Below are 23,567 nucleotides of genomic sequence, written 5' to 3' on the forward strand. Positions count from 1 at the left end.
CCGGCTTCATCCCGTCAGCGCATCTTCGTCTCCGGTTCGCCTTCGAGTTTCCCTTCCGCGAACACGCGGCTGCCGCGGATGTCGGATTCCTCGATGGTGACAAGATCGGCCTTGGTCAACACCCTGCTGCGCGATGCGAAAAGCCGGTTGGCCTGCCGCAGCCGTGCCCGATCGAGCCCATTGCGGACCGAACGCGCGTTGGAGAAATGCGGCAGCCTCATGCGGATCGGAAGATACTCTTCGAGCGCACGGGATGCCGCCTCGCTGAGGCGATAATTCTGCTCCGCGAGCATAATCTCGGCGATTGATTTCAGTTCGCTGACACCATAGTCGGGGAAATCGAGATGGTGGGCGATGCGCGAACGCATACCGGGATTGCTGTCGAAGAAGCGGTCCATCTTGTTCTTGTAGCCGGCAAGGATCACAACCAGATCGTCACGGTTGTTCTCCATGCACTGCAGCAGGATTTCGATCGATTCCTGGCCGTAGTCGCGTTCGTTCTCGGGCTTGTAGAGATAGTACGCCTCGTCGATGAAAAGCACGCCGCCCATGGCACGCTTGATCACCTCGCGGGTCTTGGGCGCGGTGTGGCCCACATACTGGCCAACAAGATCGTCGCGCGTCACGGCGACCATGTGGCCTTCGCGGACATAGCCCAGACGATGCAGGATTTCGGCCATCCTCAGCGCCACGGTGGTCTTTCCGGTGCCGGGATTTCCCGTAAAGTTCATGTGCAGCGTCGGGGCGCCCGAGGTCAGCCCGAACTTGCGGCGAAGCCGGTCGACCAGGAGGAGAGCGGCGATCTCGCGGATGCGGGTCTTGACCGGCTTCAGGCCAACGAGTTCACGGTCGAGCTTGTCCATCACCTCGTCGATGTTGGAGGCCTCGAACTCGGCCTGCAGATCAACCGTCGCGTCCTGTGCGGCAGCGTCCTTGGTCATCGCGTTCAGCATGGTTCAGCTAGCTCCGCTCGCCCTCGGGCCTGTCGGTCGCATAAGGCACGATCGAATAACCCTGGCTGCGGCCGTCGCGCTCCTGGCGCAGCAGCCGGAACCCGGCTTCGCTGGGCGGCCGGTTGACAATGAACGACATGCGCGGCGCTTCCCAGCCCTTGGTCGAATCGAAGGCGGTTACCCGCACATACATGTTCGGACAGGCTTTCCGGCAAGCATTGACCTCGAGCAGTATGCCCGCCGGATCTTTCAAATCGAACATCGGGTTGCCGTACATTTCCCAGTAGGTGTTTCGCGGATGCGGATCGTCCGTGTACTCGACGCTGACCGCCCAATGGTTCTTCAGCGCGTATTTGATCTGCGCCGAAATCTGCTCATCGGTCAGGTCTGGCAGGAACGAGAACTGTCCCTGCGTGACCTTGTTTCCCGGATTGGTCATCATGACGATGGTTCCTTTCGTCTAGAAGCTGGGCGTTGCGGTTGGCACGAAGTCGGCCGTGTCGGTCGATTCGTAGTTGAAGGTGACGTCCTTCCAGGTCTCCAGGGCAGCCTTCAGCGGCGTGCACCATCTGGCCGCCTGTTCGAGGATCTTGGTCCCTTCGCGCAAATAATCGCGCCCCTCGTTGCGGGCCAGGATCATCGCTTCCAGGGCGACGCGATTGGCCGTCGCGCCTGCCTGGATGCCGTCCGGATGGCCGATTGTGCCGCCGCCGAACTGCAGGATGACGTCCTCGCCGAGATAGTGGATCAACTGATGCATCTGGCCGGCATGGATGCCGCCCGAGGCGACGGGCATCACCTTGTTGAGCGAGGCCCATTCTTGATCGAAGAACAGCCCGGTTTCGAGGTTCTGCGGCGTGCGCTCCTCACGCAGCGTGTCATAAAATCCCTTGATCATGAGCGGGTCGCCTTCCAGCTTGCCGACCACCGTGCCGGCATGGATGTGGTCGACGCCGGCCATGCGCATCCATTTGCAGATGACGCGGAAATTCATGCCGTGGTTCTTCTGGCGCGAATAGGTCGAGTTGCCGGCACGGTGCAGGTGCAGGATCATGTCGTTGCGGCGCGCCCACTTGGCCATCGACTGGATCGCCGTGTAGCCGATGACGAGGTCGATCATGACGATGCAGGAACCAAGCTGCTTGGCGAATTCGGCGCGCTCGTACATCTCCTCCATCGTGCCGGCGGTGACGTTAAGATAATGGCCTTTGACCTCGCCGGTGGCGGCCGACGCCTTGTTCACGGCCTCCATGCAGTAGAGGAAGCGGTCGCGCCAGTGCATGAAGGGCTGCGAGTTGATGTTCTCGTCGTCCTTGACGAAGTCGAGGCCGCCCTTCAGCGCTTCGTAAACGACGCGCCCATAATTGCGGCCCGAGAGGCCGAGCTTCGGCTTCGTCGTAGCGCCGAGCAGCGGCCGGCCGAACTTGTCGAGCCGCTCACGCTCCACCACGATGCCTGTCGCCGGCCCCTGGAAGGTTTTGAGGTACGCGACCGGGATACGCATGTCTTCCAGCCGCAGCGCCTTGACTGCCTTGAAGCCGAACACATTGCCGATGATCGATGCGGTCAAATTGGCGATCGAGCCCGGCTCGAACAGGTCGAGGTCGTAGGCGATGTAGGCGAAGTACTGTTGCTCGGTCTTGGTTCCGGGACCGGTGTTCGGCACCGGCTCGGATCTGAACGCCTTGGCGCGGTAGAGCTCGCAAGCGGTCAGCCGGTCGGTCCACACCACGGTCCACGTCGCGGTGGAGGATTCGCCGGCGATGGCGGCCGCCGCCTCCTCGTGGTCGACACCGGGTTGCGGCGTGATCCGGAACATGGCGATCAGATCGGTTTCCTTGGGCCTGTAGTCAGGCTCCCAATAGCCCATCTTCTTGTAGGGGATGACCCCTGACTTGTAGCGTTCCTTGCCTTCCTTGAGCGTCCCCACTGGCAGTATGTCGATCTTGTTCATGACAGGTCTCCTGTTTGTTGCTCAGGCGGCTTTCGCGGTTGCGATATGGGGGTCGAGTTTTCCCGCGGCGTAACGTTTCGCCATCTCGTCCATGGCGATGACCTTGATCTTCGAGGCGTTGGACGCCGTACCGAAGCGCTCGAAGCGGTCCCGGCAAAGGTCGCGCAAGGCATCCATGGCGGGTTTCAGGAATTTGCGGGGATCGAACTCGCGCGGGTCTTCCGTCGCGACGCGGCGGAACTGCCCGGCCATGGCCATGCGGCAATCGGTGTCGATGTTGACCTTGCGCACGCCGTAGCGGATGCCGCGCTCGATCTCCTCGACCGGAACGCCAAAGGTCTGGGGCATCTCGCCGCCGTATCTGTTGATGATGTCCTGCAGCTCCTGCGGCACCGAGGAAGAGCCGTGCATGACCAGATGCGTGTTGGGCAGCTTCTCGTGGATCGCCTCGATCACCTGCATGGCCAGGATGTCGCCGTCCGGCTTGCGGGTGAATTTGTAGGCGCCGTGCGAGGTGCCGCAGGCAATCGCCAGCGCGTCGACCTGGGTTGCAGTCACAAAATCGACCGCCTGATCTGGATCGGTCAAGAGTTGGTCGTGAGAGAGCGCGCCCTCGGCGCCGTGGCCATCCTCCGCCTCGCTTTGGCCGGTTTCCAGCGAGCCGAGCACGCCCAGTTCGCCTTCGACGGAAGCGCCGACCCAATGCGCCATGCGTGCGACGCGTTCGGTTATGGCGACGTTGTAGTCGTAGCTTGCCGGCGTCTTGGCGTCCGCCATCAAGGATCCGTCCATCATCACCGAGGTGAAGCCGTGGCGGATCGCGGAAAGGCAGGTGGCCTCGCTGTTGCCGTGGTCTTGATGGATGCATAGCGGGATGGCCGGGTGGATTTCGGTCAGCGCCTCCATCATCTTGGCCAGCATGATGTCGTTGGCATAGGACCGGGCGCCACGTGAAGCCTGGATGATGACTGGCGCGTCGCAGGCCTTGGCCGCCTCCATGATGGCGAGGCCCTGTTCCATGTTGTTGATGTTGAATGCCGGAACGCCGTAGCCGTGCTCGGCGGCATGGTCGAGAAGCTGGCGAAGGGTGATGCGAGCCATTGTGAATCCTCCTAGATGATGAGCTTCAGCGCCGCTGCAGCAACCGCTTCGGACGTTATGTTGAAATGCCGGTAGAGGTCGGGGGCAGGGGCGCTGGCGCCGAAGCCGGTCATGCCGACGAAAGCGCCGGTCTCGCCGATCCAGCGGTCCCAGCCCAGCCGGGCTGCCGCTTCGACCGCGACGCGCGGCGCCGAGCCGAGGACGGCCTTGCGGGTGGCGCTTTCCTGCTCCTCGAAAAGCTCCCAGCACGGCATCGACACGACGGCGGCGGCGACGCCATGCTCGGTCTCCAGCCTTTCGGCGGCAGCAACCGCGATCTCGACCTCCGAGCCGGTGGCGATCAGGGTGACGGCGCGGTGCTTTGCCGGCTCGCGCAGGATGTAAGCGCCCTGGCAGGAGCGGTTCTCGTCGCTGTGCGACCGACGCAGCATCGGCAGGTTCTGGCGCGACAGCACCAGGACGCTAGGCCGATCCTTGCTCTTTAGCGCGAGTTCCCAGCACTCCGCCGTTTCGATGACATCCGCCGGGCGGAAGACGTTGAGATTAGGCGTGGCACGCAGCATCGCAAGGTGCTCGACCGGCTGGTGCGTCGGGCCGTCCTCGCCGAGGCCGATGGAATCGTGTGTCATCACATAGATGACGCGCTGGCCCATGAGCGCCGAGAGCCGCATCGCGCCGCGCGCATAATCGGCGAAGCACAGGAACGTACCGCCATAGGGCACGAAACCGCCATGCAGCGCGATGCCGTTCATGGCGGCCGCCATGCCGTGTTCACGAATGCCGTAGTGAATGTAGCGGCCGGCATAATCACCCGGCGCAATGCGGTTCATGCCCTTGGTGATCGTCAGATTTGAATGCGTCAGATCGGCCGAGCCGCCGACGGTCAATTCCGTTGCGCCGTTGATGACCTCGAGCGCCATTTCGGAGGCTTTTCGCGTCGCCACCTTGGTTGCCTTCTCGACATGTTCGCGACGAAAGGCGTCGAGCGCTTTGAAGACGGTGTCGGGCAGTTCGGCGGCGACGGCGCTCTCGAAAGCCTCGCGCCGCGGCGAGGCGGCAAGCCGCTGCTCCCAGGCGCGCCGCATCGCTTCGCCGCGACCGGCAATCTCGCGCCAGGCGAAAAGGATATCATCCGGCACATCGAACGGCGCGTGGGCCCAGCCGATGTTTTCGCGTGTCGCGGCGATCTCTGCTTCACCCAGCGGTGCGCCGTGCGTCTTCTCCGAACCGCCGAGATTGGGGGCACCCATGCCGATCACTGTGCGGCAGGCAATCAGCGATGGCCGATCCGACCGCCGCGCCGACTCGATTGCCGCGGCGACTGCCTCCATGTCGTGGCCGGCGACGCTTTGGACATCCCAGCCGGCGGCCTTGAAGCGCGCCGGCTGGTCCATCGACGTGGAGAGGGAGGTCGGCCCGTCAATGGAAATCGCATTGTCGTCCCAGAAGACGATCAGGCGGGAAAGCTTCAGGTGACCAGCGAGGTCTATCGCCTCGTGACTGATGCCCTCCTGAAGGCAGCCGTCGCCCGCAATCACATAGGTATGATGATCGACCAGATCGGTACCGTAGCGGGCGGCAAGCATACGTTCCGCCAGCGCCATGCCGACCGCCGTGGAAATGCCCTGTCCCAGCGGTCCGGTGGTGGTCTCCACGCCAAGCGCATGGCCGTATTCCGGATGCCCGGCGGTGCGGCTGCCCAACTGCCGAAATCGCTGCAATTCCTCGACCTGCATGTCCTCATAGCCGAGCAAATGATGCAGCGCGTATTGCAGCATCGAGCCGTGGCCGGCTGAAAGCACAAAACGGTCACGGTCGGGCCAGTCCGGCCTCGACGGATCGATGTTGATGAAGCGGTTGAACAGCACCGTTGCGACATCGGCCATGCCCATCGGCATGCCTGGGTGACCCGAATTCGCCTTTTGGACGCTGTCCATCGCCAGCGCGCGAATGGCGTTCGCCATGTCGCGCTCCGAGACGGGAGCGGTTGTGGTGACGGGCTTCAGTGCTGTTTGGCTGGTCATTGCATCCTCCTCACGACACACGGCTCTTGCGTTCAGTCAATTGCAGGATGAGCGGCGTCAGGATCAGCTGCATGGCAAGATCGAGCTTGTTGCCTGGCACCACTATGGAATTTGGCCGCGACATGAACGAGTCGTGGATCATCGACAGCAGATACGGAAAATCGATGCCGCGCGGATTGGCGAAGCGGATAACCAGCATCGATTCGTCCGGCGTCGGGATCCAGCGCGCGATGAACGGGTTGGACGTGTCGACGATCGGCACGCGCTGGAAGTTGATGGCGGTCTGCGAGAATTGCGGGACAATGTAGCGGACATAGTCGGGCATCCGGCGCAGGATCACGTCCATCACCGCCTCGGTGGAATAGCCGCGTGTCGAACGGTCGCGATGGATCTTCTGGATCCATTCGAGATTGATGACCGGCACGACGCCGATCTTGAGATCCGCATGCTTGGCCAAATCGATCGTGTCGGTGACGACACAGCCGTGCAGCCCCTCGTAGAAGAGCAGGTCGCTGGGAGCGAATTCGCGCCATTCGGTAAAGGTTCCCGGTGGCGTGCCGTGCTGCTTTTCCTCTTCCTCATCATGAATGTAGGTGCGGGTCTTGCCGGTTCCGCGGCGGCCATATTCCGTGAACACCTCTTCGAGAATTCCGAGTTCGTTGGCCGCGGCATTGAAATGGGTGAAGTTCGGGTTGCCGGCCTTTTCCTCCTCGGCCACCTTTCCCTTCATCGCCGCGCGGTCGTAGCGGTGGAATGCGTCGCCTTCGATGAAAGCGGCCTCGATGTTCTCGCGCCGGAAAATCAGATCGAAGATGCGCTTAACCGAGGTCGTGCCCGCGCCCGACGACCCGGTGATGGTGATGATGGGGTGCTTGGCTGACATGGTGCTGCTCAGGCTCTGAACAGGCCGCGGCGGCTGAACAGCGGCGCACGCTCACCGATGTTGCTCGGCTCTGTGTGGTAGCGGGTGATGCGCGCGACTTCCCGCGCCGACCCGAAGATCATCGGCACGCGCTGATGCAGGCTCTCGGGTTCGATTTCCAGGATTCGGTTGATCGCATCGGTGGCGGCACCACCAGCCTGTTCTATGAGATAGGCGATCGGGTTGGCCTCGTAGACGAGGCGCAGCCGTCCCTGACCATAGCCCTTGCGCCGATCGCCGGGGTAGAGAAAGACGCCGCCGCGCATCAATATTCGGTAACAGTCTGCAACCAGAGAGGCGATCCAGCGCATGTTGAAATCCTTCTCGCGCGGTCCTTCGGTGCCCTCCAGGCAGTCGTCGACATAGAGCCGCACGGCCTCGTCCCAGTGCCGGTAGTTGGCGGCGTTGATGGCGAACTCCTGAGTGCGTTGCGGAATGATCCGGCTTTCATAGGCCTGGACGAAGGTGCCGAGCCTTGTCGAGAAGACGAAGACATGCGTGCCGCTGCCGAGCGACAGGACGAGTGCCAGCTGCGGCCCATAGATGAAGAAACCGGCGCCTAGCTGGTTCACGCCCGCCTGCAGGAAAGAGGCGGCCGGATCAGCGTCCGGCGCGCCAGTTGCGGTCAGGAGCGAGAAGATCGTTCCGATCGACACGTTGGTGTCGATGTTGGAAGAGCCGTCGAGCGGGTCGATCGCAATGGCGAGTGGCGCTTGCCTGTCGAGCAGGACTGGCTGCTCCAGTTCCTCGGAGGCGTAAAGCGCGACTGGTGCGCGGCGCATGGCGTCGAGGAAGATGTCGTCGGAGAAGACGTCGAGATCCTTCTGGACGTCGCCATCGGCATTGGCGCCACGGGTTTCCGCAAAGGCGGCGCCGAGCACCCCTTGATTGATGGTGTTGCGGACCTTGATGGCGGCCTGTGTCAACTGACGGACGGTCGTCACAACTGCCGAGCGGAATTCGTCAGGCTGGCCGAGATAGGAGTTCAGAAAAGCGTCGAGCGTTGCCGCTGGCATCGTAACCTCCCGGTCCGGCCGCATCTCCTCGGAGCGGCTGGACTGGAGGAATGGAAACAAACGTGGAGAGATAAGTAAAATTCAATAACTTTACTTAGCCAGTAAAAATAATTTAGTATGCGGCATGAGGAACCTCACGATCAAGCATTTCAAGACCGTCCAGGCAATCATCAAGTGCGGAAAAATTGTCAGCGCAGCCAAGATGTTAGGCCTGTCTCCTCCAGCGCTGACAATCCAGTTGCGGCAAGTGGAGGAAGAATTCCAGCTGGCTCTGTTCGACCGAACGTCGGACGGCATGCGTCCCACTGCCGCAGGTCGGGCTTTCGTCGAGACAGCACAGGTTATCGAGGAGCATCTCGGTTTGCTCGAAGACAAGATGGATGCCATCAAGGGCGTACGCACCGGCAGCTTGAGGCTCGGCGTCGTTTCCACCGCCAAATATTTCGCGCCGCGGCTGATGGCTGCGTTCATGAAGGACCATCCCGACATCGACATGCGGCTTGCCATCGGAAACCGTGCCCAGACGATCGAAAACCTCCGAAACCACGACATCGATATCGCGCTGATGGGGCGCCCGGCGAAAGAGGTTCCGGTGCGTGCTTCGGTCTTCGGCGATCACCCGCTGGTCATCATCGCGCCGCCCGACCATCCGTTGGTCGCGGCGCGCGATATCTCCAAGGAGCGCATCGCCGAGGAGCATTTCCTTATTCGCGAGCCCGGCTCCGGAACCCGCATCTCGTTGGAAATATTCCTGAGCGACGTGCCTGGGCGCATCGACGACCTCGGTGTCGAGATGGCCTCGAACGAAACGATCAAGCAGGCGGTGATGGCTGGTCTGGGCATCGCCTTCATCTCTGCCCACACCATCGCTGCGGAAACCGAAGCAGGCCGGCTCGTCATCCTCGACGTTGTCGGCATGCCGATCCGCCGGCAATGGTTCTCGGTGATGCGGACCGATCACGCAATCTCGCCGGCCATGGCCACGTTCAACGATTTCCTGATGCGCAAGGGCGCGATGTATCTGCCCCTTTTCGGAAAGCTGTATCCAGACAAGGCGGGATGACATTTTACGAACGCAACGGATGAAAGTCCGGTGGAGAACGCCCGCGATCGTTGGTGTTATATAAGCGATATGTTATGTTGCAGTGCGAAAGAGCGGGGGCCACGTCCTTTCACATCCGTAAGCGATCCGTATGTGCAACCCCTGCAGACTGTTCGGAAATCTCCCGGGTAGGGTTCGGGAATTCGATGGGGAAAAGGGGTAATGCTTTACACACTCGTTATGATGGTCTGCCTGACGGATGTACCGCGGACCTGCGAACAACGCGAACAAATGGTAGACGGTCTGGCGATGAATCCCGGGACTGCCTTCATGCAGGCGCAGCCGCTGGTGGCTCGGTGGATCGAGACGCATCCCGGTTATTTCGTGCAGCGCTGGCGTGTGCTGCCTGGCAGGGGGTCATGAGGCAGGCGCCAAGGTCTATTTCTTCACGACGAGCGTTTCCGAGACGGTCTTCGACAACTGGTAAAGCCGCTGCTCGATTATCGTGGGCACATCGCAGACATAAGTCAGCGACTGGACCCGTTCGGTGAAAATTCGCGTCGCGAAATTCAGCTGGTCGGTTCGCCGTTCGACTTCGTCCGGATCCGCATCGGCCTTGGCGCGCAGCGCGTCGACTTCGGATGCTTCCTTGCGCAACTGTGCCGCCATTTCGAGCTGTTTGTGCGCATAGCGGGAGATGCCGGAGATCACGTGCGAACGCTCGGCGTCCATATGGTCGAACATTCCCTGCACCAGCATCGTCATTTTTGGTGCGACCTGCTCGGCCGACAGGGAAGTCGCGAAATCCTTGATCTCTTTCTGGGCTTCGGCAATCGGCGTCCGCCGGGCCGCCACCGCCTCGACAAGCGCCGACACACGGGCATCCTTCGCCCAATCTTTCGCGGTCGCAGGAAGCTCCGGCCCATTCCAGATCTGGCCAAGCGAGAGCTGTGGCACCTTACGCTGCATGCAGGGCCAGTCGGGATCGGTGTTTGCCGCGCCGGCGCTCCCCATCGAGGCAAGCGTGGCGACCAGAACCAGAGTGTGAGCAAGCCTCATTCGCGCCATCAGGCGTTTCCTCCCATGTCCTGTTTGCGGATCAACAAACCGCGCGAAGGATCGTATGCGATGATGGCGCCGCCCAGAAACAGCAGCGTGCAGCCGGCGACGACGCCCAGCGACAGCCATTCGATCTGTCCGTAGAAGGCAAAGCGGATCAGTTCGACGGCATAGGTGAACGGGTTGCAGAGGCAGATCTTGTAGAGCAGCGGGCTCGCCTCCTGGATGCGCCACAAGGGATAGAGCGCCGGAGACGCGAAATAGCCGGGAAAGATGACGAAGTTCATGATGCCGGCGAAGTTTTCGAGCTGCTTGATCAGCGAAGACAAGAGCATACCGAGCGCGCAAAGCATCATGCCCGACAGGAACAGTGCCGGCAGCACGTAGAGGTAGCCGAGTGGCGGCGCCTTGACGCCCCACAACCAGGCAACGATCAGGAACGCGTAGACCTGCACGATCGATACGGCCACACCGGCCAGCATCTTCGACACCAGCAGGAACCAGCGCGGAAACGGGCTGACCAGCAGGATGCGCATGTTGCCCATCTCGCGGTCGTAGACCATCGACAGCGAAGACTGCATGCCGGAAAACAGCAGGATCATGCCGCAAAGGCCCGGTGTGATATAGACCTCGTAGAGCACATAGGTCTTGTAGGGCGGGATGATCGACACGCCGAGCACCTGGCGAAAGCCGGCGGCGAAGATGAACAGCCAGACGAGCGGCCGGACCAGCGAGGAAATGAAGCGTTCGCGCTGGTGCAGGAAGCGCAGGCACTCGCGCAGGACGACGCCTTTCAGGCAAATGAGATAGTGGCGCAGGCCGAATGGCTCAGACCGCACCGGCATGATGCCGGCGACCTTTCCAGGCATCGCAGGAGCGCTCATGGCGACGTCTCCGCCATGCCCGCCGCATCGACGCGGCTGAGCTTCGAAAAGGTTTCGCGAATCGAATTTCCACCGTTCGCACGGGTCACATCCGACACCTTGCCGCTCGCGACCAGATCACCCAGCCGCAGTATGACAACATGGTCGGCGTCTTCGACTTCGTCGATCAGATGCGTGGCCCAGAGCACGCCGATGCCCTCTGCCTGGACGAGCTTGCGGATGGTGGCGAGGATGCCCGCGCGGGATTCGATGTCGAGGCCGACGGTCGCCTCGTCAAGCAGGAGCAGGGAAGGTCGGTGAAGCAGCGCCCTGGCGATTTCGATGCGTCGCATCTGACCGCCGGAGAGGCTGCGTGCCTTGTCGTGCTGGCGGCCCTGCATGTCGACCGTTTCAAGCAGCGCGGCAATGCGCTGGCGAGCTTCGCGTCCGCCAATGCCATGCAGCGAGGCGTGGTAGGAGAGATTCTGGTAGACGCTGAGGTCGAGGTCGAGCGTGCGTGCCTGGAACACGATGCCGACCCGTCTGAGTGCTTCGCCGGACGCGCGGCGAATGTCATGGCCGAAGATGCGGATCGATCCGTGACGCGTGTCGTAGAGGTGGCTTATCAGTGAGAACAGCGTTGTCTTGCCGGCCCCGTTGAGGCCGAGCAGAACGGTGAAAGTCGCCGGCGCGATCGAGAAGGAGACGTCGTTGAGCGCCCGCTTCTGGCCATAGGAATGGCTGACGGCACCGACATCGAGCGCCGCCACCTCGTCTCCCGGTCCGCTTGTCCTCATATGCTGCATGCCGGGTCGCTCCTTCAGGACGCGTTGGCTATATGGCGCCCTGATCGCCTTTGTCTCACTTGATCGTAATCTTGCCCTTCAGTCCCTTGTCGGCGAGGTCGGGAACCGACCAGGTGTATTCGCCCGGGCGAACGGTATGGAACTGCACCTGGATCGTTCCCGCATCGTCGAATTCCAGCCAGGCCGGTCCGCCGTCCATATGCACTTCCAAATCGTTGATGACGATCTGGTCCATCCAGACATTGCGGAAGAGGTCGGTCACGAACTTGTATTCGAAACCGCCCTTGGAGGTGATCTTCCAGCGATAGCCCTGGCCGGCGATCAGCTCGAAGTCCTTCTGATTGACGGCATAGGTGGAATCGGCCGAACCGATAATCAATTCCGGCAGGTTCTTGCTGGCACGCGACGGTTTTGGTGTTGCGTCGTCGGCGCTTGCTCCGATCGGAGCAAGGACAAATCCGGCGAGTGCGGCGAAGAAAAACCTGCGGCAAAGTTTCATGTCTTGAGCCTCCCGATGATCAATGTCTGCTATTTGGGCGAAATGACCACACCCCAGGGCTGCTGGCCCACGGTGAGCGATTGGACCGGCTCGTCGGTGGCCGTGTCGATGAAGGTGATATCGTTGGAATTGCCATTAGTGGTGATTAGCGTTTTCTGGTCGGGCGTGAAGGCCAGATGCCAGACGCGCTGGCCGACGAGGATGTATTTCTCCACCTCGTAGGTATCGGTATTGATCACCGCGACATGGTTCGCCGGGCCGAGCGCGACATAGGCTTTCTTGCCATCGGCACTGATGGCGATGCCTACCGGCTGGATGGTTTCGGCCCGCAGTCCCTGAATCGCGAACTGGATCTTCTTCACCACTTCGCGTTTGGCGTTGTCGATGACGCTGACGGTGCCGCCAACCTCGGCGCTGACCCAGACCTGCGTGCCGTCGGGCTTGAAGTCGGCGAAGCGCGGGCGCGTGTCGACCAGCACGTTGTCGGTCACCTCATGCGTGCCGGTGTCGATGAAATGCGCCATGCTGGTGGTTTCCGAGGTGTTGACCATGGTCTTGCCATCGGGGCTGACACCCATGCCTTCCGGTTCCACGCCGACCGGAATCTCGGCCAGGACTTGCTTGCTTTCGACGTCGATGGCGGTGACGAGATTATCGTCCTCATTGGCGACATAAAGCGTCTTGCCGTCCGGCGAGAGCACGAACAATTCGGGATCGGGGCCGGATGGCAGCGTACCGACGATTTCAAGCGTCGCGGTATCGATGATCTGGACCGTATCGTCATCGCTGGCGCATAGGTAGACGAATTTGCCGTCATGCGAGATGGTGATGCCGCGAGGTCTCTGGCCGACTTCAACTGTCTTCACCACCTGCATCGTCGCCGTGTCGACGACGGTCATCGTGTTGTCCTTCTCGTTGGAAACGTAGGCCGTATAGGCCGATGCCGGACTGGCCGTCAGGCCGGCCGCGAGAATGGCGAATGCGCAAGCTCGTTTCTGCACGCAAATTCCTCCCGATTGACTCTACTTGAGAGCGCATTTCGTTTCCGGCTGATCGACACCGAGCGTGTCGAGTTCGGAGACCTGGTGAAGATAGCCCTCTTGTGGCGATGTCGAGACGACGGACTTGGTGTCGCCAAGCAGGATCGGCTGGCGAAGCTGGAGGTTCCATTTGCGGAAGGTCAGCTTCTGCCCCTTGAAAGCAGCAACCGAAAAATCGTCAGAGCGCATGTAGTCGCTGATCTTTTTCGCATCGTCGCCCTTGGTGCGCGTGGTGGCCTCGCCGACGGCACGCACCGCCGTCCAGGCCGACATGTCCTTGGAGAGCATCCGCCGGCTCGTCGTCTTCAGGAAGCGGCTCTGCATCTGGATGCCGCCCCATTGTTCGCTGGCGGGATGCCACGACGATGCAACCAGACCGGCCGTGCCGGCGACCAGCCGCGGCGTCCAGGTGCGATAGGGCACGTAGGTCCCGAAAACCTCGCTTTCGTCGGCGACAAGCACCACGTCATGCTCCGGGAGATCTTGCGTGAACACGGAAATCTGCTGCTGTATCTGCGTGGCGCCGGTGTCGGTGCGCCTGGCTGTGCCGGTATCCTTGAATTCCTTCTCGGCGACGATCTGGCCGCCGAAGCGGGTTGCCGCGCGGCGCAACGCATCGGCGTAGAGATGATCCTGCTTATGCGATCCATAGAGCAGCACCCAATTCGGCCACTTCTAGATCGGAAGAGCACACGTCTGAACTCCNTGTCGTCGGTGGCGCCGACGTTGAAGATCAGCACGCCTTTTTCGCGGGCGATGTCGGCGATCGACAGCAATTGTTTGGCTGAAAGATCGGCGACCACATAGCGGTCGCCCTTGGCGATCATGTCCTCGAACGCCCGAACCGCGTCGCCTTCGGGTTTGATCTCGGTCACGTCCAGGCTGAATTTCTGGTTGGTGAACTTTCCCGTCGTGTTGTTGTCGCCGATCGCCACCTCGGCGCCGGCGACACCTTCGTCGCGCGGCGGCAGGTCGAGCATGGAAAGCGTCAATTGCGGCGCGTAGGCGCGCAAATAGCCTATCTTGATTTCAGTTGTCTTTTTTTCCGGCTTCGCCACCGTTTCCTGGCCTGCCGCATCGGAAACGTTGACGGTCAGGGAAAAAAAGCACAAAAAGGCAGCGAGAGTGCCTGGCACCGCGCTCGTCATCGATAGTAATTACCCATTCTTGCGCAAAGGTTCGACTGTTGCCGGACCCGCGCCAAGTCAAGGTGCCCATGATCAACTTAGCCGACCCGCAAAATTTATCAAACCCTATCGGACGACTTTTCGCGCCTGCCAGAACGGTGCGGAAAGTCGCCAGCGTCGATTCGCGTGGCAACACCGACGAGACGTGGCGCAGGGGCATCGACCGCCTTTATAAAAACGTCTTGTCCTCCAAACTGGAGAAACTGTTCAAATGACCAGAATGCTGGCAAGCGTCACCGGCATCGAAGAGGCGGAGATCGCTCTTTCTGGAGGTGTCGATATCGTCGACCTGAAGGACCCGAAGGCGGGAGCCCTGGGCGCGGTGTCCACGGAAACCATGCGCCGAACCATTTCGTTCATCGCTGGTCGGGCTCCGGTCAGCGCGGTCTGCGGCGACCTGCCGATGGAGCCCGAAACGATCCGCATCAAGGCCGAAGAGATCGCGGCGACCGGCGTCGACTATGTGAAGATCGGATTTTTCCCTTCGGCAAATATCTCTGCCTGCGTAGAAGCGCTCGAACCGCTCGCTGCACGAACGAAGCTGATTGCCGTGCTGTTTGCCGATCTGGCGCCGGAGTTCGAGCTTCTGCCGATGTTCGCCAGGCATCGCTTCCATGGCGTGATGGTCGATACCGCGCAAAAGGGGAAGGGCCGGCTGCTCGATCATCTGCCGCCGGAGCGTATTCCGGGATTCGTCGATCGCACGAAATCGCTCGGTCTGATGGCAGGCCTGAGTGGATCGTTGGAAGCTCCGGATATTCCGCGCCTATTGCCTTTCGCTCCGGATTTTCTCGGCTTTCGGGGGGCGCTGTGTGGCCATTCCGGTCGCACGAGTTCGATCAGCGCCGAGGCGGTCTCGCAGATTCGAGAGTTGATCCCGACGGAATCCGGGACCGGCGGTCAATTGAGTATCGACTATCGCCTGTTGGCGGCGAGAGGCTATTCGCCGGACACCGACCCGACACTGGGCACGGACAGGACTTTTGTGCGGGATTTTGTTCTGCCGGTCCAGATCGGCGCCTACAGCTTCGAGCATGGCCATACTCAAAAAGTGCGCTTTGATGTGACCGCCGACGTGCTGCAAATCACCGACCATCCCGAGGACATGCGCCATGTATTCTCTTATGACATCATCATGGACGGCATTCGCACCATCGTCGCGCGAGGCCATATCCAGCTCAGCGAGGCTTTGGCCGAGCAGGTGGCAGCGCACGTCCTGGAGAACCAGCGGGTCGTGCGCGTTACGGTAAGGGTGGAAAAGCTCGAGCTCGGTCCTGGCGGTGTCGGCGTCGAGATCGAACGCAAGCGCCAATCGGCGGGACGCGGCGCTGCCTCCGGCACCGCTGGCCGAGAAGACCGAAGCGTTGTCTTCCGGCCGCGCCAGGAACGCCCCGAAATGCTCCGACGGGCCATCGTCAAGCTTGGCGGCAGCACGGCCCACGCGGCGGAGATGAAGAGCTGGATCGCAGCGCTGGCGGGTTCCCGGCTGCCGATCGTCATCGTGCCCGGCGGCGGGCTCTTTGCCGATCATGTGCGTGAGACGCAGACACGCATGGATTTTTCCGACACCGCCGCACATGCCATGGCGATCCTGGCCATGGAACAGTTCGGCCATGTCATCCTCGACCGGGACGAAAGGCTGACGCCGGCACGGTCGCTGGATGAGATCGGGCGAGCGTTGGAGGCGGGGAAGGTTCCGGTGTGGCTGCCGTCGTCACTGGCACTGCCGGCGCTGGATGTTCCGGCCTCCTGGGACATTACCTCCGATTCTCTGGCCGCCTGGCTTGCCGGTAAGCTTGGCGCAAACGCGCTGTTGCTTATCAAGCAGACCGGTGCATTCTTCGACAGCGATACCGCTGACAGCCTGAGGACCCGAGGCATTGTCGACCCAGGCTTTGCCGCCATGCTGCCTGACGGCGTCGATTTCCATCTCGCCGGTCCGAAGGATGCTGCCGAGGCCGGCGCGATGCTCGTGTTGGGCAAGCTGCCCGGCATCAGGATCGTGGCTTCTACAGGGTCGTCGGCAAAGAAGGCGGGATAGCCGATGGTGAAGCTGCATGTGCCGCGCTGGGCGTGGGTTTTGACGGGTTCCGGGCATTTTTTTACGGAGAGCTTCGCACTTGTTCGCCAACTCGAACATTGCGATGTCTTCGTGTCGAAGGCCGCCAACGAAGTGCTGCGCATGTACAAGCTCAAACTTGATTTCCCGGAGACGACGCGCGTGCTGCACGACAAGACCGCGAGCGCGATCCCGGTCGGCGAATTCTACCACGGTGTCTATCACACGGTCGTGGTGGCGCCGGCCACGTCCAACACGGTCGCCAAATGCGTGCATGGCATTTCCGACACGCTCGCCACCAATGTCTTTGCCCAAGCGGGAAAGTGCCGTGTGCCAGCCATCGTCTTTGCTTGCGACACCGCACCGGAACTCGAAACCCAGGCACCGCACGGGCTGGTCAAGGTCTATCCGCGCAGGATCGATCTGGAAAATACCGAGCAGTTGAAGAGTTTCGAGCGGACCCAGGTGGTCGAGTCGCTCGCTGATCTCGAAGCCTCGCTCACACGGCGACAGGCCGAACTCGCAAGCGATGGCTGAGCGGCTGGTTTTTCTTACCGGCCATCTGGCCAAGGCGCGGCTGGANGCTGGAACGGCTGCTGGCCGGGCTGGGCAGAACCGAATTCGCGTGGGAAATCGTCGACGTCGGCGTCAAGGTCGCCGCGCTGATGAGCGAGGACATTGTGAAGCGTCGGCTCACTCTGACAGGAGACGCCGACCGCGTCATCCTACCCGGACGCTATCGGGGAAACATCGAGCACCTGTCGGAGCATTTCGGCGTGCCTTTTGTGCGCGGCCCCGACGAGATCGCCGACCTTCCGGCCTTCCTTGGCCGGGCGGGCAAACCGCCGGATCTGACGCGTCACGATATGCGCATCTTCGCCGAGATCGTCGATGCGCCGATGCTGTCGGTCGAGGCACTGATGGCGAGGGCCTCGATGCTAGCTGCGGCCGGCGCCGATGTCATCGATCTGGGCTGCCTGCCGGAGACGCCGTTTCCATTGCTGGCGGAGGCTGTGCGAGCGCTCAAGGCACGGGGATTTATGGTCAGCGTCGATTCGGCCAGCGTGGACGAACTGACGATCGGGGCACGCGCCGGCGCGGACTATCTTCTCAGCCTCGATGAGAACACGCTGCCGTTGATCTTCGATCATAGGGCTACGGCAGTGTTGATACCTTCCACGCCTGGCGATCTGGATTCGCTCGGCCGGGCCATCGAAGCCGCGCAAAAGGCCGGTATCGCCTTCATTGCCGATCCCGTGCTCGACCCGATCCATTTCGGCTTCGCCGTTTCACTCGGGCGCTTCATCGAGGCGCGGCGCCGCTGGCCGGACGTCGAATTGCTGATGGGCACCGGCAATCTCACCGAATTGACCGACGCGGACAGTTCTGGTGTTACGGCCGTTCTAGCGGGACTCTGCTCGGAACTCCGGATCCGAAACGTGCTGGCGGTGCATGTCAGCCCACACACGGTGCGGACGATCGAGGAGCACGATATCGCCCGCCGCGTCATGTTGGCTGCTTGCACGGACGGCGCCTTGCCGCGCGGCTATCACCCAGGCCTGTTGCAGGTCCACGATCGCAAGCCTTTCACAGCCTCAACCGACGATATCGAGGCATTGGCGGTCCAGGTGCGCGATGCCAACTTCCGGATCGCGGTAGCGGAGGACGGCATCCATGTTTTCAATAGCAAAGGGCATGCAGTTGCCACGGATGCGTTCGAACTTTTTGCCGGGCTGGACGTCAACGCCGATGGCGCACACGCTTTTTACCTCGGCGCGGAACTGATGAAGGCCGAGATCGCGTGGCGCCTCGGCAAGCGTTATGTGCAGGACGAGCCGCTCGCATGGGGCGTTGCCGCGCCGGCTCCCGAAACCGACCGTACCCGTCTTGCCGAGCCGGGCAAGACGCTCCGCGCAAGGAAAGAGCGCTAGGACCATGCCCTACATCCGCGAATCGATCATCACGACGGTCAACAAGGCAGGCAACGTCCACATCGCGCCGATCGGCATCATTGCCGAGAATGACGGCTGGGTGATTGCGCCGTTCCGGCCGTCGGTCACGCTCGACAATCTCGCCGAAGTGCCGTTCGCCATCGCCAATTATACCGACGACGTGCGTGTCTTTGCCGGCTGCCTGACAGGCCGCAAGCATTGGCCAATCGTTCCGGTTGACGGGTTTCCGGTGCCGAGGCTCGAGGCGGCGCTGGCGTATTCGGGGCTCCAAGTCCAGGCAGTCGATGACAATGGCGTGCGCCCCCGCCATTTCTGCCGCGTGGTGCGGGAGGAAGCGCTTGCGCCGTTCACCGGCCTCAACCGAGCCAAGGCGGCGGTGCTTGAGCTGGCCATCCTGGTCAGCCGGCTCGGCATGCTGCCGCGCGACAAGATCGAGGCGGAAATCGCCTACCTTTCGATCGCCATCGAAAAGACAGCAGGCGACGGTGAAAAGGAAGCCTGGGGCTGGCTGATGCAGCGTGTCAGCGATCACTTGACCGCCAAAAGTTCCGGTAGCGAGGACGCGCGAGCATAGGCGCGGGCGCCGCAACCTGCTTACGAAGGATATCCCGCCAAAAGCGCCACCGCGGACGCGGGTGCCGCGCTGCTCGCTTGCCCGCGAATGGTGTCATCAGCGGGGATGATGTCGGCGAAATCAATGTAACTGCGTTCCATGCGTTCTGCCAGTCGCCTGATCTGCCAGCGGCCGATTCCGGCGCCGACGATCGGGACATCCCGAGGCAGGGTTCCGGCAACCAGCGACGCTGCATCGTGCACTTTGCGCAGTTGCTGCTCGCTGAACCAGCGCGCGACTTCACCCCATTCCGGCGGGGTAAGGTCAGTGGCGTCGCGCCCGACCATGCGCGCCAGCCGCGCGATCGAGCCATCCACGGTCTTTTCCTTGCCGTCGGCGGGAGGGTGCCTGTCGTCGTCCTCGTCGAGCACGCCCAGGATGCGGTGAGCGTCGGCGATTGAGGCGAAATACTCGTTCATCAGCGGCGTTAGCCTGCCACGGACGGGAGCCGACGAGGCTACGCCGAACAGGAATGTTCTGGTAAAGCCGGTATAGACCAATTCGCCGGTTAGAAGCCGTCCGGCGTCGGTGTAGCCGTCATTGGCCACGGCGCCGTTCTTGATGGCGATGATATCGGTGGTGGTGGAGCCCATGTCGACGAACAGGGCATCGCCGGCAAGTTTTGCCACCAATAAGGCTGTCGCGTGCCAATTGGCGGAAGCCACATCGGCGCCTAGCTGCGCTGCCCGCTCGACCCCGACGAAACCGGATGGTCCGGCATAGACCAGCTTTTTGTCTGTGGGGAAATGGGTGGAAATCTGACCCAGCAGAGCCGCTACGCCGACATCGCGAGACGGAAAGATGTCCGACAGTTCGCCTGTCATGGTGAATGCGTTGAGATCCGCACCCGCGTAGATCGGAGCCGTTTCGTCGAGGGCTGAAGCCAGCTTGTGCAGCCCTTGCCAGAGCGGCGTTGCGATCGTTACCGCCTCGACGATGCGACCGTCTTGTGCGCGGGTCACCTTCAGATGTGCGCCGCCAATGTCGAAACCGGCAATGATGCCCTTTCTTTTTTCCACGCTTCAAGCTTTCATGACGGGGGCAATTGGTCGGTGAAAAAAGCGTTGCGTATCATTCCGGTTCTCGACCTGAAAGACGGCGTGGTGGTTCGCGCCCAGCAGGGAAAACGCGATCGCTACAGGCCGATCGTTACGCCGCTCAGCCGAAGCCCTGATGTCGTCGCGGTCGCTGAAGGACTGCGTGGGCTTTATCCTTTTTCGACCTTCTACATCGCGGATCTGGACGCTATCGAAGGCGGTGTGCCAAACAGCGACGCACTCGCCCGGCTGAGGACGATGGCGGAGCCGCCGGAACTTTGGGTCGATGCCGGTGTGGCCGACGAAAAGACACTTTTGGCGGCGCTTGCCGAACGCTCGCTGTCTCCTGTTTTGGGCTCTGAATCGCAGCGGGACGACATGTTGCTGCGGCGTTTTCGCGATCATCCCGATCTCATCCTGTCCCTTGATTTCGTCGGCGATAGTTTTTGCGGACCGCGTTCTCTTCTCGATGAGCCCGAGCTTTGGCCGCAAAAGGTGATTGTCATGACGCTGGCCAAGGTCGGTGCGGCCGCCGGTCCCGACTTCGGGCGGTTGCAGGAGGTCAAGGCCAAGGCCGGAAATCGCGCCGTCATCGCGGCCGGCGGCGTCCGCAATGAGACCGACATCAGCGCCTTGTCCGCGATGGGTGTCGCCGCGGCGCTGGTCGCAACCTCATTGCACAACGCTACGCTCACCCCCGGCCGCCTCGCGTCACTCGGCGCCTGACAATCGTCGCTCGTCAACTCCCGAAGGGCGAGCGCCCTTCGGGAGTTGACGTTTCAAAAGCCCAGAACCTTTTTCAGCCGGCGCAACAGACCATCCGTCTCAGAAGAGGGTTTTTCCTGTGCGGGGCTGTCTCTTGTCTAGGCTGCGAACGGATGCTTGACCTTGTCGCGCTGGGCAGTTGCTTCGGCGGCGGTCGGCGTTCCTGCAACGGCGCGCTGGATAGCTTCCTTCGTCGCCTCGTAATTGTATTTCTGGATCTTGGCGTCGTCCGCCGCGTCCCAATGGATGAATACCCCGACGCAGATGAACACGTCGTCCGCTTCGTTGGCCGGAATGGTCCCGTCCGCAACGCTGTCCTGCACGGCCTTTGCCACGGCGTGCTGCGCCGGGCCGAACATCTGGACCGCCTGCTTGGCGCCCTTGATCGTGACCTTGTTGAACATCACGGTGTTGGGTTTGCATTGAAGATTGGGCGCGATCACCGCCAAAAGCGAAGTAAAGCCGTCCTTGTTGTTGGTAAGCGCGTTGCAGAATGCCGTTTCGACCGCGCTCCCCCGCGGGCCGATGAGCAGGTCGACATGCGCGACTTCGTTGCCGTCTCCCACCAGCGATTCACCGACCATAACCTTTGAGATTTTTGCCATGCCAATTTCCTCCAAGACACAATTATGATGTCCACGGACGCTGCAACCGAGCAGGCGCTCGATGGACAGCTATCCTTGTTGGCAGCGTCCGGATTTGCCCGGACCGGTTGGCTAGATAGCCGCGGAAGCACAGCTTCCGCTTTTGGAAGTCAAGCACCAACGCCGCGATTATGCAAGGTGAGGGCGAGGGTGTGGACTAAAAGAGTAGCCACGGTGAGGTCGGCCGAGGTGCCGGGATTGATGTTGTCGGTCTTTAACCGACGGTCGAACTCCATGAGCAGGCGAATGCGCGACGGTTCGTCGCCCTCGGCGTGGAGCGCCGCCTGGACGGCAACGGCTTCCTGCCGCGCCTGATTTGCGACGTCAACGCCGTGCTTGCGCATCACATGGCTGTCGGGGAAGCCGGCGAGAAACGCCATGTAGACGAATGCCGTCGGCCACATGCCGGTTTCTCCACGTGCCAACGCTCCATCCAGCGCGGCGAGCCCGACCCCGAACACGTCGCCGAAACAGCTGCCGTACTGGCGGGCGATCATGTCGCGGTCGGCGGCCTCCCGCATCGCGTCCAGCAAATGGATCTTCGGCTCCTGCCGCACGTCGTTGGCGGCTTCTCCGAGGCCGCCTGGCGCGGCCGTGACGATCGCCTCGAATACCGCCTTGGTATCCTGCACGCTCAAAGCCCGAAGCAGCGAGTCGAGATTGTCCTGCAGTCTGTCACCGCCCATTTCGGCGGCGCATATCAGTGGCCCTGTCAGAAGGATGATTCCGAGATTGGTATTGGTTGCGACCGCCAGTCGTGTCGCGCGCACTGCCTCCAGCATGCGCTGTCCGACCGGCAGACGAGGATCGGTTAGCGGCCCGGAAGAAACCTCCGCACTCATCATGAACTGGGCGGCGGACATTCCGTGTCCGTCGGCGAACAGATGGACGTTGCCCGGTTTGAGGGCTTCGATCTCCATCCTGCAGGCATCCTTGTAGCTGGCCCGGAGGCGTTCACGCGATAGCGCCATCCTAGCGGCCTCACGAATTCGCAGGCGCGGCGAAACGGTAGGGCCGCGGCGCGGCGGCCGCTTCGGCGCGGTCGGCCAGGAGTTTCAGCAAGGCATCGGCGATTGCTTCGGCGATGTTCACGGCGACCACCGATTGCAATCCCGACCAGGCGGGCATGCTGTTCACTTCGAGTATGAACAGATTGCCGTCGTCAGCCCGCACGATGTCCACGCCGGCAAAATCCGCGCCGACCGCGGCTGACGCTGCGACAGCCAGCGAGGCCAGTTCCGCCTTGCCATGTTCGGAAACCTGTTCCGGCACGCCGCCCCGGTTGACGTTCGTGATCCAGTCGTCGCTGATGCGGCTCATCATCGCCACGGTCTCGCCGGCGCAGACAAAGACGCGAAAATCCCGGAAAGGCGGACCGGCACGCGACACATATTGCTGAAGGTAGTAGACGCTGTTCACCTCTTCTGCGGCCGGCAGGTCCGAGAGCGCGCGGATCAGCTTTATCCCGCGGCCTTGCGCGCCGAACAATGGTTTCAGCACCAGCGGTCCCCGCGGAAGCTCTTGCGCCGCGATCTCCTCGGCGACGGCAAGTCCTTCTATGGCAAAGGTGCGTGGCGTAGGCAGGCCGGCATTTTTCAAGAGGAATGTCGTCATCGACTTGTCGACGCAGCGCTCGATCGCCTGCGCGGAGTTCCATACGGGAACCGACAGTCTGCTTAACGCGTGCAGCACGCCGAGGCGCCGGGTAATCGCTTCGAACGATCCGGCGGCGATCGAACGGACGAGCACGGCGTCGGGCAGCGTGCCGCCGAAGCCAGGGATCGAAAGCCCGCTCGGGCTGCTGGTGTCGAATGCGATCGCCGCCAGCGGCACGGCTGCAACGGCGGCGCCTCGCCGACCAAGCCCTGCCGCCAGGCCGTTCGAGCCGGTGTCCACTTTGTCGCTGACGATCAGGATGCGAGGGATCATGTGGCGCCTCGGGTGCGGGAACCTCGGAGGCGCGAGCGATTCCGCGCCCCAATGGCCGCGTCCGCGACGGGGCTGCACGAAATGCAGTCGTCGGGCAGGCGA

Annotated in this window: 23 protein-coding genes and 1 pseudogene; 7 read left to right on the forward strand and 17 right to left on the reverse strand. The window is 61.9% G+C overall.

Annotated elements, in window-relative coordinates; all coding sequences use genetic code 11:
* Positions 1 to 14: 14 nt before the first annotated feature.
* The 7 genes from cbbX to X735_RS155805 are packed head-to-tail and all read right to left on the reverse strand — an operon-like array spanning position 15 to position 7,970.
* Positions 15 to 953, reverse strand: a complete 939-nt coding sequence (cbbX, locus tag X735_RS155835; RefSeq protein ID WP_023810399.1) for a CbbX protein — start codon at positions 951 to 953, stop codon at positions 15 to 17.
* A gap of 7 nt (positions 954 to 960) precedes the next feature.
* The gene (locus X735_RS155830) at positions 961 to 1,395 is read right to left on the reverse strand and encodes a ribulose bisphosphate carboxylase small subunit (RefSeq protein WP_023810400.1); all 435 of its coding nucleotides are present in this window, start codon (positions 1,393 to 1,395) and stop codon (positions 961 to 963) included.
* Between the two features lie 18 nt (positions 1,396 to 1,413).
* Positions 1,414 to 2,907 (reverse strand): ribulose-bisphosphate carboxylase large subunit, encoded by a 1,494-nt coding sequence (locus X735_RS155825; RefSeq protein WP_023810401.1) that lies wholly within the window; start codon positions 2,905 to 2,907, stop codon positions 1,414 to 1,416.
* A gap of 21 nt (positions 2,908 to 2,928) precedes the next feature.
* On the reverse strand, positions 2,929 to 4,008 hold the full coding sequence (gene fba / locus X735_RS155820; protein WP_023810402.1) for a class II fructose-bisphosphate aldolase: 1,080 nt from the start codon (positions 4,006 to 4,008) through the stop codon (positions 2,929 to 2,931).
* Between the two features lie 11 nt (positions 4,009 to 4,019).
* Positions 4,020 to 6,032, reverse strand: coding sequence for a transketolase (tkt, locus tag X735_RS155815; protein ID WP_023810403.1), 2,013 nt, complete (start codon positions 6,030 to 6,032; stop codon positions 4,020 to 4,022).
* Between the two features lie 10 nt (positions 6,033 to 6,042).
* On the reverse strand, positions 6,043 to 6,915 hold the full coding sequence (locus tag X735_RS155810) for a phosphoribulokinase (RefSeq protein WP_023810404.1): 873 nt from the start codon (positions 6,913 to 6,915) through the stop codon (positions 6,043 to 6,045).
* 8 nt (positions 6,916 to 6,923) lie between these two features.
* Positions 6,924 to 7,970: a class 1 fructose-bisphosphatase gene (locus X735_RS155805; RefSeq protein ID WP_023810405.1), complete on the reverse strand. Its 1,047-nt coding sequence runs from the start codon at positions 7,968 to 7,970 to the stop codon at positions 6,924 to 6,926.
* Positions 7,971 to 8,094: 124 nt separating this feature from the next.
* On the opposite strand from X735_RS155805, the gene X735_RS155800 reads away from it, so the two are divergent.
* Both X735_RS155800 and X735_RS155795 read left to right on the forward strand, forming a co-directional pair.
* The gene (locus X735_RS155800; RefSeq protein WP_023810406.1) at positions 8,095 to 9,033 is read left to right on the forward strand and encodes a LysR family transcriptional regulator; all 939 of its coding nucleotides are present in this window, start codon (positions 8,095 to 8,097) and stop codon (positions 9,031 to 9,033) included.
* Positions 9,034 to 9,234: 201 nt separating this feature from the next.
* Positions 9,235 to 9,435, forward strand: coding sequence for a hypothetical protein (locus X735_RS155795; protein ID WP_023810407.1), 201 nt, complete (start codon positions 9,235 to 9,237; stop codon positions 9,433 to 9,435).
* A gap of 15 nt (positions 9,436 to 9,450) precedes the next feature.
* Here X735_RS155795 and X735_RS155790 read toward each other — a convergent pair whose 3' ends face one another.
* From X735_RS155790 to X735_RS1000000169740, 6 genes are read right to left on the reverse strand one after another with little or no spacing between them, the layout of a single operon-like run.
* Entirely contained in the window at positions 9,451 to 10,080 is a 630-nt protein-coding gene (locus X735_RS155790; protein ID WP_023810408.1) for a hypothetical protein, read from the reverse strand.
* Entirely contained in the window at positions 10,080 to 10,916 is an 837-nt protein-coding gene (locus X735_RS155785; protein ID WP_050592673.1) for an ABC transporter permease, read from the reverse strand. The genes X735_RS155790 and X735_RS155785 overlap by 1 nt, the downstream gene beginning before the upstream one ends.
* Before the next feature lie 35 nt (positions 10,917 to 10,951).
* Complete coding sequence (locus X735_RS155780; RefSeq protein ID WP_031212965.1) at positions 10,952 to 11,740, reverse strand: ATP-binding cassette domain-containing protein; 789 nt, start codon at positions 11,738 to 11,740, stop codon at positions 10,952 to 10,954.
* 55 nt (positions 11,741 to 11,795) lie between these two features.
* A complete protein-coding gene (locus X735_RS155775; protein WP_023810411.1) occupies positions 11,796 to 12,239 on the reverse strand; it encodes a hypothetical protein in 444 nt (147 codons plus the stop codon).
* Between the two features lie 29 nt (positions 12,240 to 12,268).
* The gene (locus X735_RS155770; RefSeq protein ID WP_023810412.1) at positions 12,269 to 13,240 is read right to left on the reverse strand and encodes a YVTN family beta-propeller repeat protein; all 972 of its coding nucleotides are present in this window, start codon (positions 13,238 to 13,240) and stop codon (positions 12,269 to 12,271) included.
* A 21-nt stretch (positions 13,241 to 13,261) separates the two neighbouring features.
* Positions 13,262 to 13,939, reverse strand: a complete 678-nt coding sequence (locus X735_RS1000000169740; RefSeq protein WP_245273180.1) for a hypothetical protein — start codon at positions 13,937 to 13,939, stop codon at positions 13,262 to 13,264.
* A gap of 738 nt (positions 13,940 to 14,677) precedes the next feature.
* Between X735_RS1000000169740 and X735_RS1000000169745 the strand changes: the two genes are divergently transcribed.
* The 4 genes and pseudogenes from X735_RS1000000169745 to X735_RS155760 all read left to right on the forward strand — a co-directional run bounded on the left by X735_RS1000000169745 (position 14,678) and on the right by X735_RS155760 (position 19,051).
* A complete protein-coding gene (locus X735_RS1000000169745; protein ID WP_023810414.1) occupies positions 14,678 to 16,507 on the forward strand; it encodes a (5-formylfuran-3-yl)methyl phosphate synthase in 1,830 nt (609 codons plus the stop codon).
* A gap of 3 nt (positions 16,508 to 16,510) precedes the next feature.
* On the forward strand, positions 16,511 to 17,062 hold the full coding sequence (locus X735_RS155765) for a flavoprotein (protein ID WP_023810415.1): 552 nt from the start codon (positions 16,511 to 16,513) through the stop codon (positions 17,060 to 17,062).
* Positions 17,055 to 18,456 (forward strand): annotated as a pseudogene (locus X735_RS01000000165720) (DUF6513 domain-containing protein). The gene X735_RS155765 and the pseudogene X735_RS01000000165720 overlap by 8 nt, the downstream one beginning before the upstream one ends.
* A gap of 4 nt (positions 18,457 to 18,460) precedes the next feature.
* Positions 18,461 to 19,051 (forward strand): DUF447 domain-containing protein, encoded by a 591-nt coding sequence (locus tag X735_RS155760; protein WP_023810416.1) that lies wholly within the window; start codon positions 18,461 to 18,463, stop codon positions 19,049 to 19,051.
* A 20-nt stretch (positions 19,052 to 19,071) separates the two neighbouring features.
* On the opposite strand, the gene X735_RS155755 is transcribed toward X735_RS155760, so the two are convergent.
* Positions 19,072 to 20,109, reverse strand: a complete 1,038-nt coding sequence (locus X735_RS155755; RefSeq protein WP_023810417.1) for a hydantoinase/oxoprolinase family protein — start codon at positions 20,107 to 20,109, stop codon at positions 19,072 to 19,074.
* 33 nt (positions 20,110 to 20,142) lie between these two features.
* Between X735_RS155755 and X735_RS155750 the strand changes: the two genes are divergently transcribed.
* Positions 20,143 to 20,853, forward strand: coding sequence for a HisA/HisF-related TIM barrel protein (locus tag X735_RS155750; RefSeq protein ID WP_031212969.1), 711 nt, complete (start codon positions 20,143 to 20,145; stop codon positions 20,851 to 20,853).
* Positions 20,854 to 20,990: 137 nt separating this feature from the next.
* On the opposite strand, the gene fae is transcribed toward X735_RS155750, so the two are convergent.
* The 3 genes from fae to X735_RS155735 form a co-directional block, all read right to left on the reverse strand.
* Entirely contained in the window at positions 20,991 to 21,497 is a 507-nt protein-coding gene (gene fae / locus X735_RS155745; protein ID WP_013532036.1) for a formaldehyde-activating enzyme, read from the reverse strand.
* A gap of 149 nt (positions 21,498 to 21,646) precedes the next feature.
* Positions 21,647 to 22,507 carry a triphosphoribosyl-dephospho-CoA synthase gene (locus X735_RS155740; protein WP_023810419.1) on the reverse strand — a complete coding sequence of 287 codons (861 nt, stop codon included), beginning with the start codon at positions 22,505 to 22,507 and terminating at the stop codon, positions 21,647 to 21,649.
* Positions 22,508 to 22,517: 10 nt separating this feature from the next.
* Positions 22,518 to 23,465: a RimK family alpha-L-glutamate ligase gene (locus tag X735_RS155735; RefSeq protein ID WP_023810420.1), complete on the reverse strand. Its 948-nt coding sequence runs from the start codon at positions 23,463 to 23,465 to the stop codon at positions 22,518 to 22,520.
* Positions 23,466 to 23,567: the final 102 nt, after the last annotated feature.

Origin of the sequence: Mesorhizobium sp. L2C084A000, assembly GCF_000502875.1 — a bacterium.
Taxonomy (GTDB): domain Bacteria; phylum Pseudomonadota; class Alphaproteobacteria; order Rhizobiales; family Rhizobiaceae; genus Mesorhizobium.

Excerpts from the sequence above, each read along its gene's own strand:
- cbbX (WP_023810399.1), bottom strand. The coding sequence starts at position 953 with ATGCTGAACGCGATGACCAAGGACGCTGCCGCACAGGACGCGACGGTT.
- X735_RS155830 (WP_023810400.1), bottom strand. The coding sequence starts at position 1,395 with ATGATGACCAATCCGGGAAACAAGGTCACGCAGGGACAGTTCTCGTTC.
- X735_RS155825 (WP_023810401.1), bottom strand. The coding sequence starts at position 2,907 with ATGAACAAGATCGACATACTGCCAGTGGGGACGCTCAAGGAAGGCAAG.
- fba (WP_023810402.1), bottom strand. The coding sequence starts at position 4,008 with ATGGCTCGCATCACCCTTCGCCAGCTTCTCGACCATGCCGCCGAGCAC.
- tkt (WP_023810403.1), bottom strand. The coding sequence starts at position 6,032 with ATGACCAGCCAAACAGCACTGAAGCCCGTCACCACAACCGCTCCCGTC.
- X735_RS155810 (WP_023810404.1), bottom strand. The coding sequence starts at position 6,915 with ATGTCAGCCAAGCACCCCATCATCACCATCACCGGGTCGTCGGGCGCG.
- X735_RS155805 (WP_023810405.1), bottom strand. The coding sequence starts at position 7,970 with ATGCCAGCGGCAACGCTCGACGCTTTTCTGAACTCCTATCTCGGCCAG.
- X735_RS155800 (WP_023810406.1), top strand. The coding sequence starts at position 8,095 with ATGAGGAACCTCACGATCAAGCATTTCAAGACCGTCCAGGCAATCATC.
- X735_RS155795 (WP_023810407.1), top strand. The coding sequence starts at position 9,235 with ATGCTTTACACACTCGTTATGATGGTCTGCCTGACGGATGTACCGCGG.
- X735_RS155790 (WP_023810408.1), bottom strand. The coding sequence starts at position 10,080 with ATGGCGCGAATGAGGCTTGCTCACACTCTGGTTCTGGTCGCCACGCTT.
- X735_RS155785 (WP_050592673.1), bottom strand. The coding sequence starts at position 10,916 with ATGCCGGTGCGGTCTGAGCCATTCGGCCTGCGCCACTATCTCATTTGC.
- X735_RS155780 (WP_031212965.1), bottom strand. The coding sequence starts at position 11,740 with ATGCAGCATATGAGGACAAGCGGACCGGGAGACGAGGTGGCGGCGCTC.
- X735_RS155775 (WP_023810411.1), bottom strand. The coding sequence starts at position 12,239 with ATGAAACTTTGCCGCAGGTTTTTCTTCGCCGCACTCGCCGGATTTGTC.
- X735_RS1000000169745 (WP_023810414.1), top strand. The coding sequence starts at position 14,678 with ATGACCAGAATGCTGGCAAGCGTCACCGGCATCGAAGAGGCGGAGATC.
- X735_RS155765 (WP_023810415.1), top strand. The coding sequence starts at position 16,511 with ATGGTGAAGCTGCATGTGCCGCGCTGGGCGTGGGTTTTGACGGGTTCC.
- X735_RS155760 (WP_023810416.1), top strand. The coding sequence starts at position 18,461 with ATGCCCTACATCCGCGAATCGATCATCACGACGGTCAACAAGGCAGGC.
- fae (WP_013532036.1), bottom strand. The coding sequence starts at position 21,497 with ATGGCAAAAATCTCAAAGGTTATGGTCGGTGAATCGCTGGTGGGAGAC.
- X735_RS155740 (WP_023810419.1), bottom strand. The coding sequence starts at position 22,507 with ATGGCGCTATCGCGTGAACGCCTCCGGGCCAGCTACAAGGATGCCTGC.
- X735_RS155735 (WP_023810420.1), bottom strand. The coding sequence starts at position 23,465 with ATGATCCCTCGCATCCTGATCGTCAGCGACAAAGTGGACACCGGCTCG.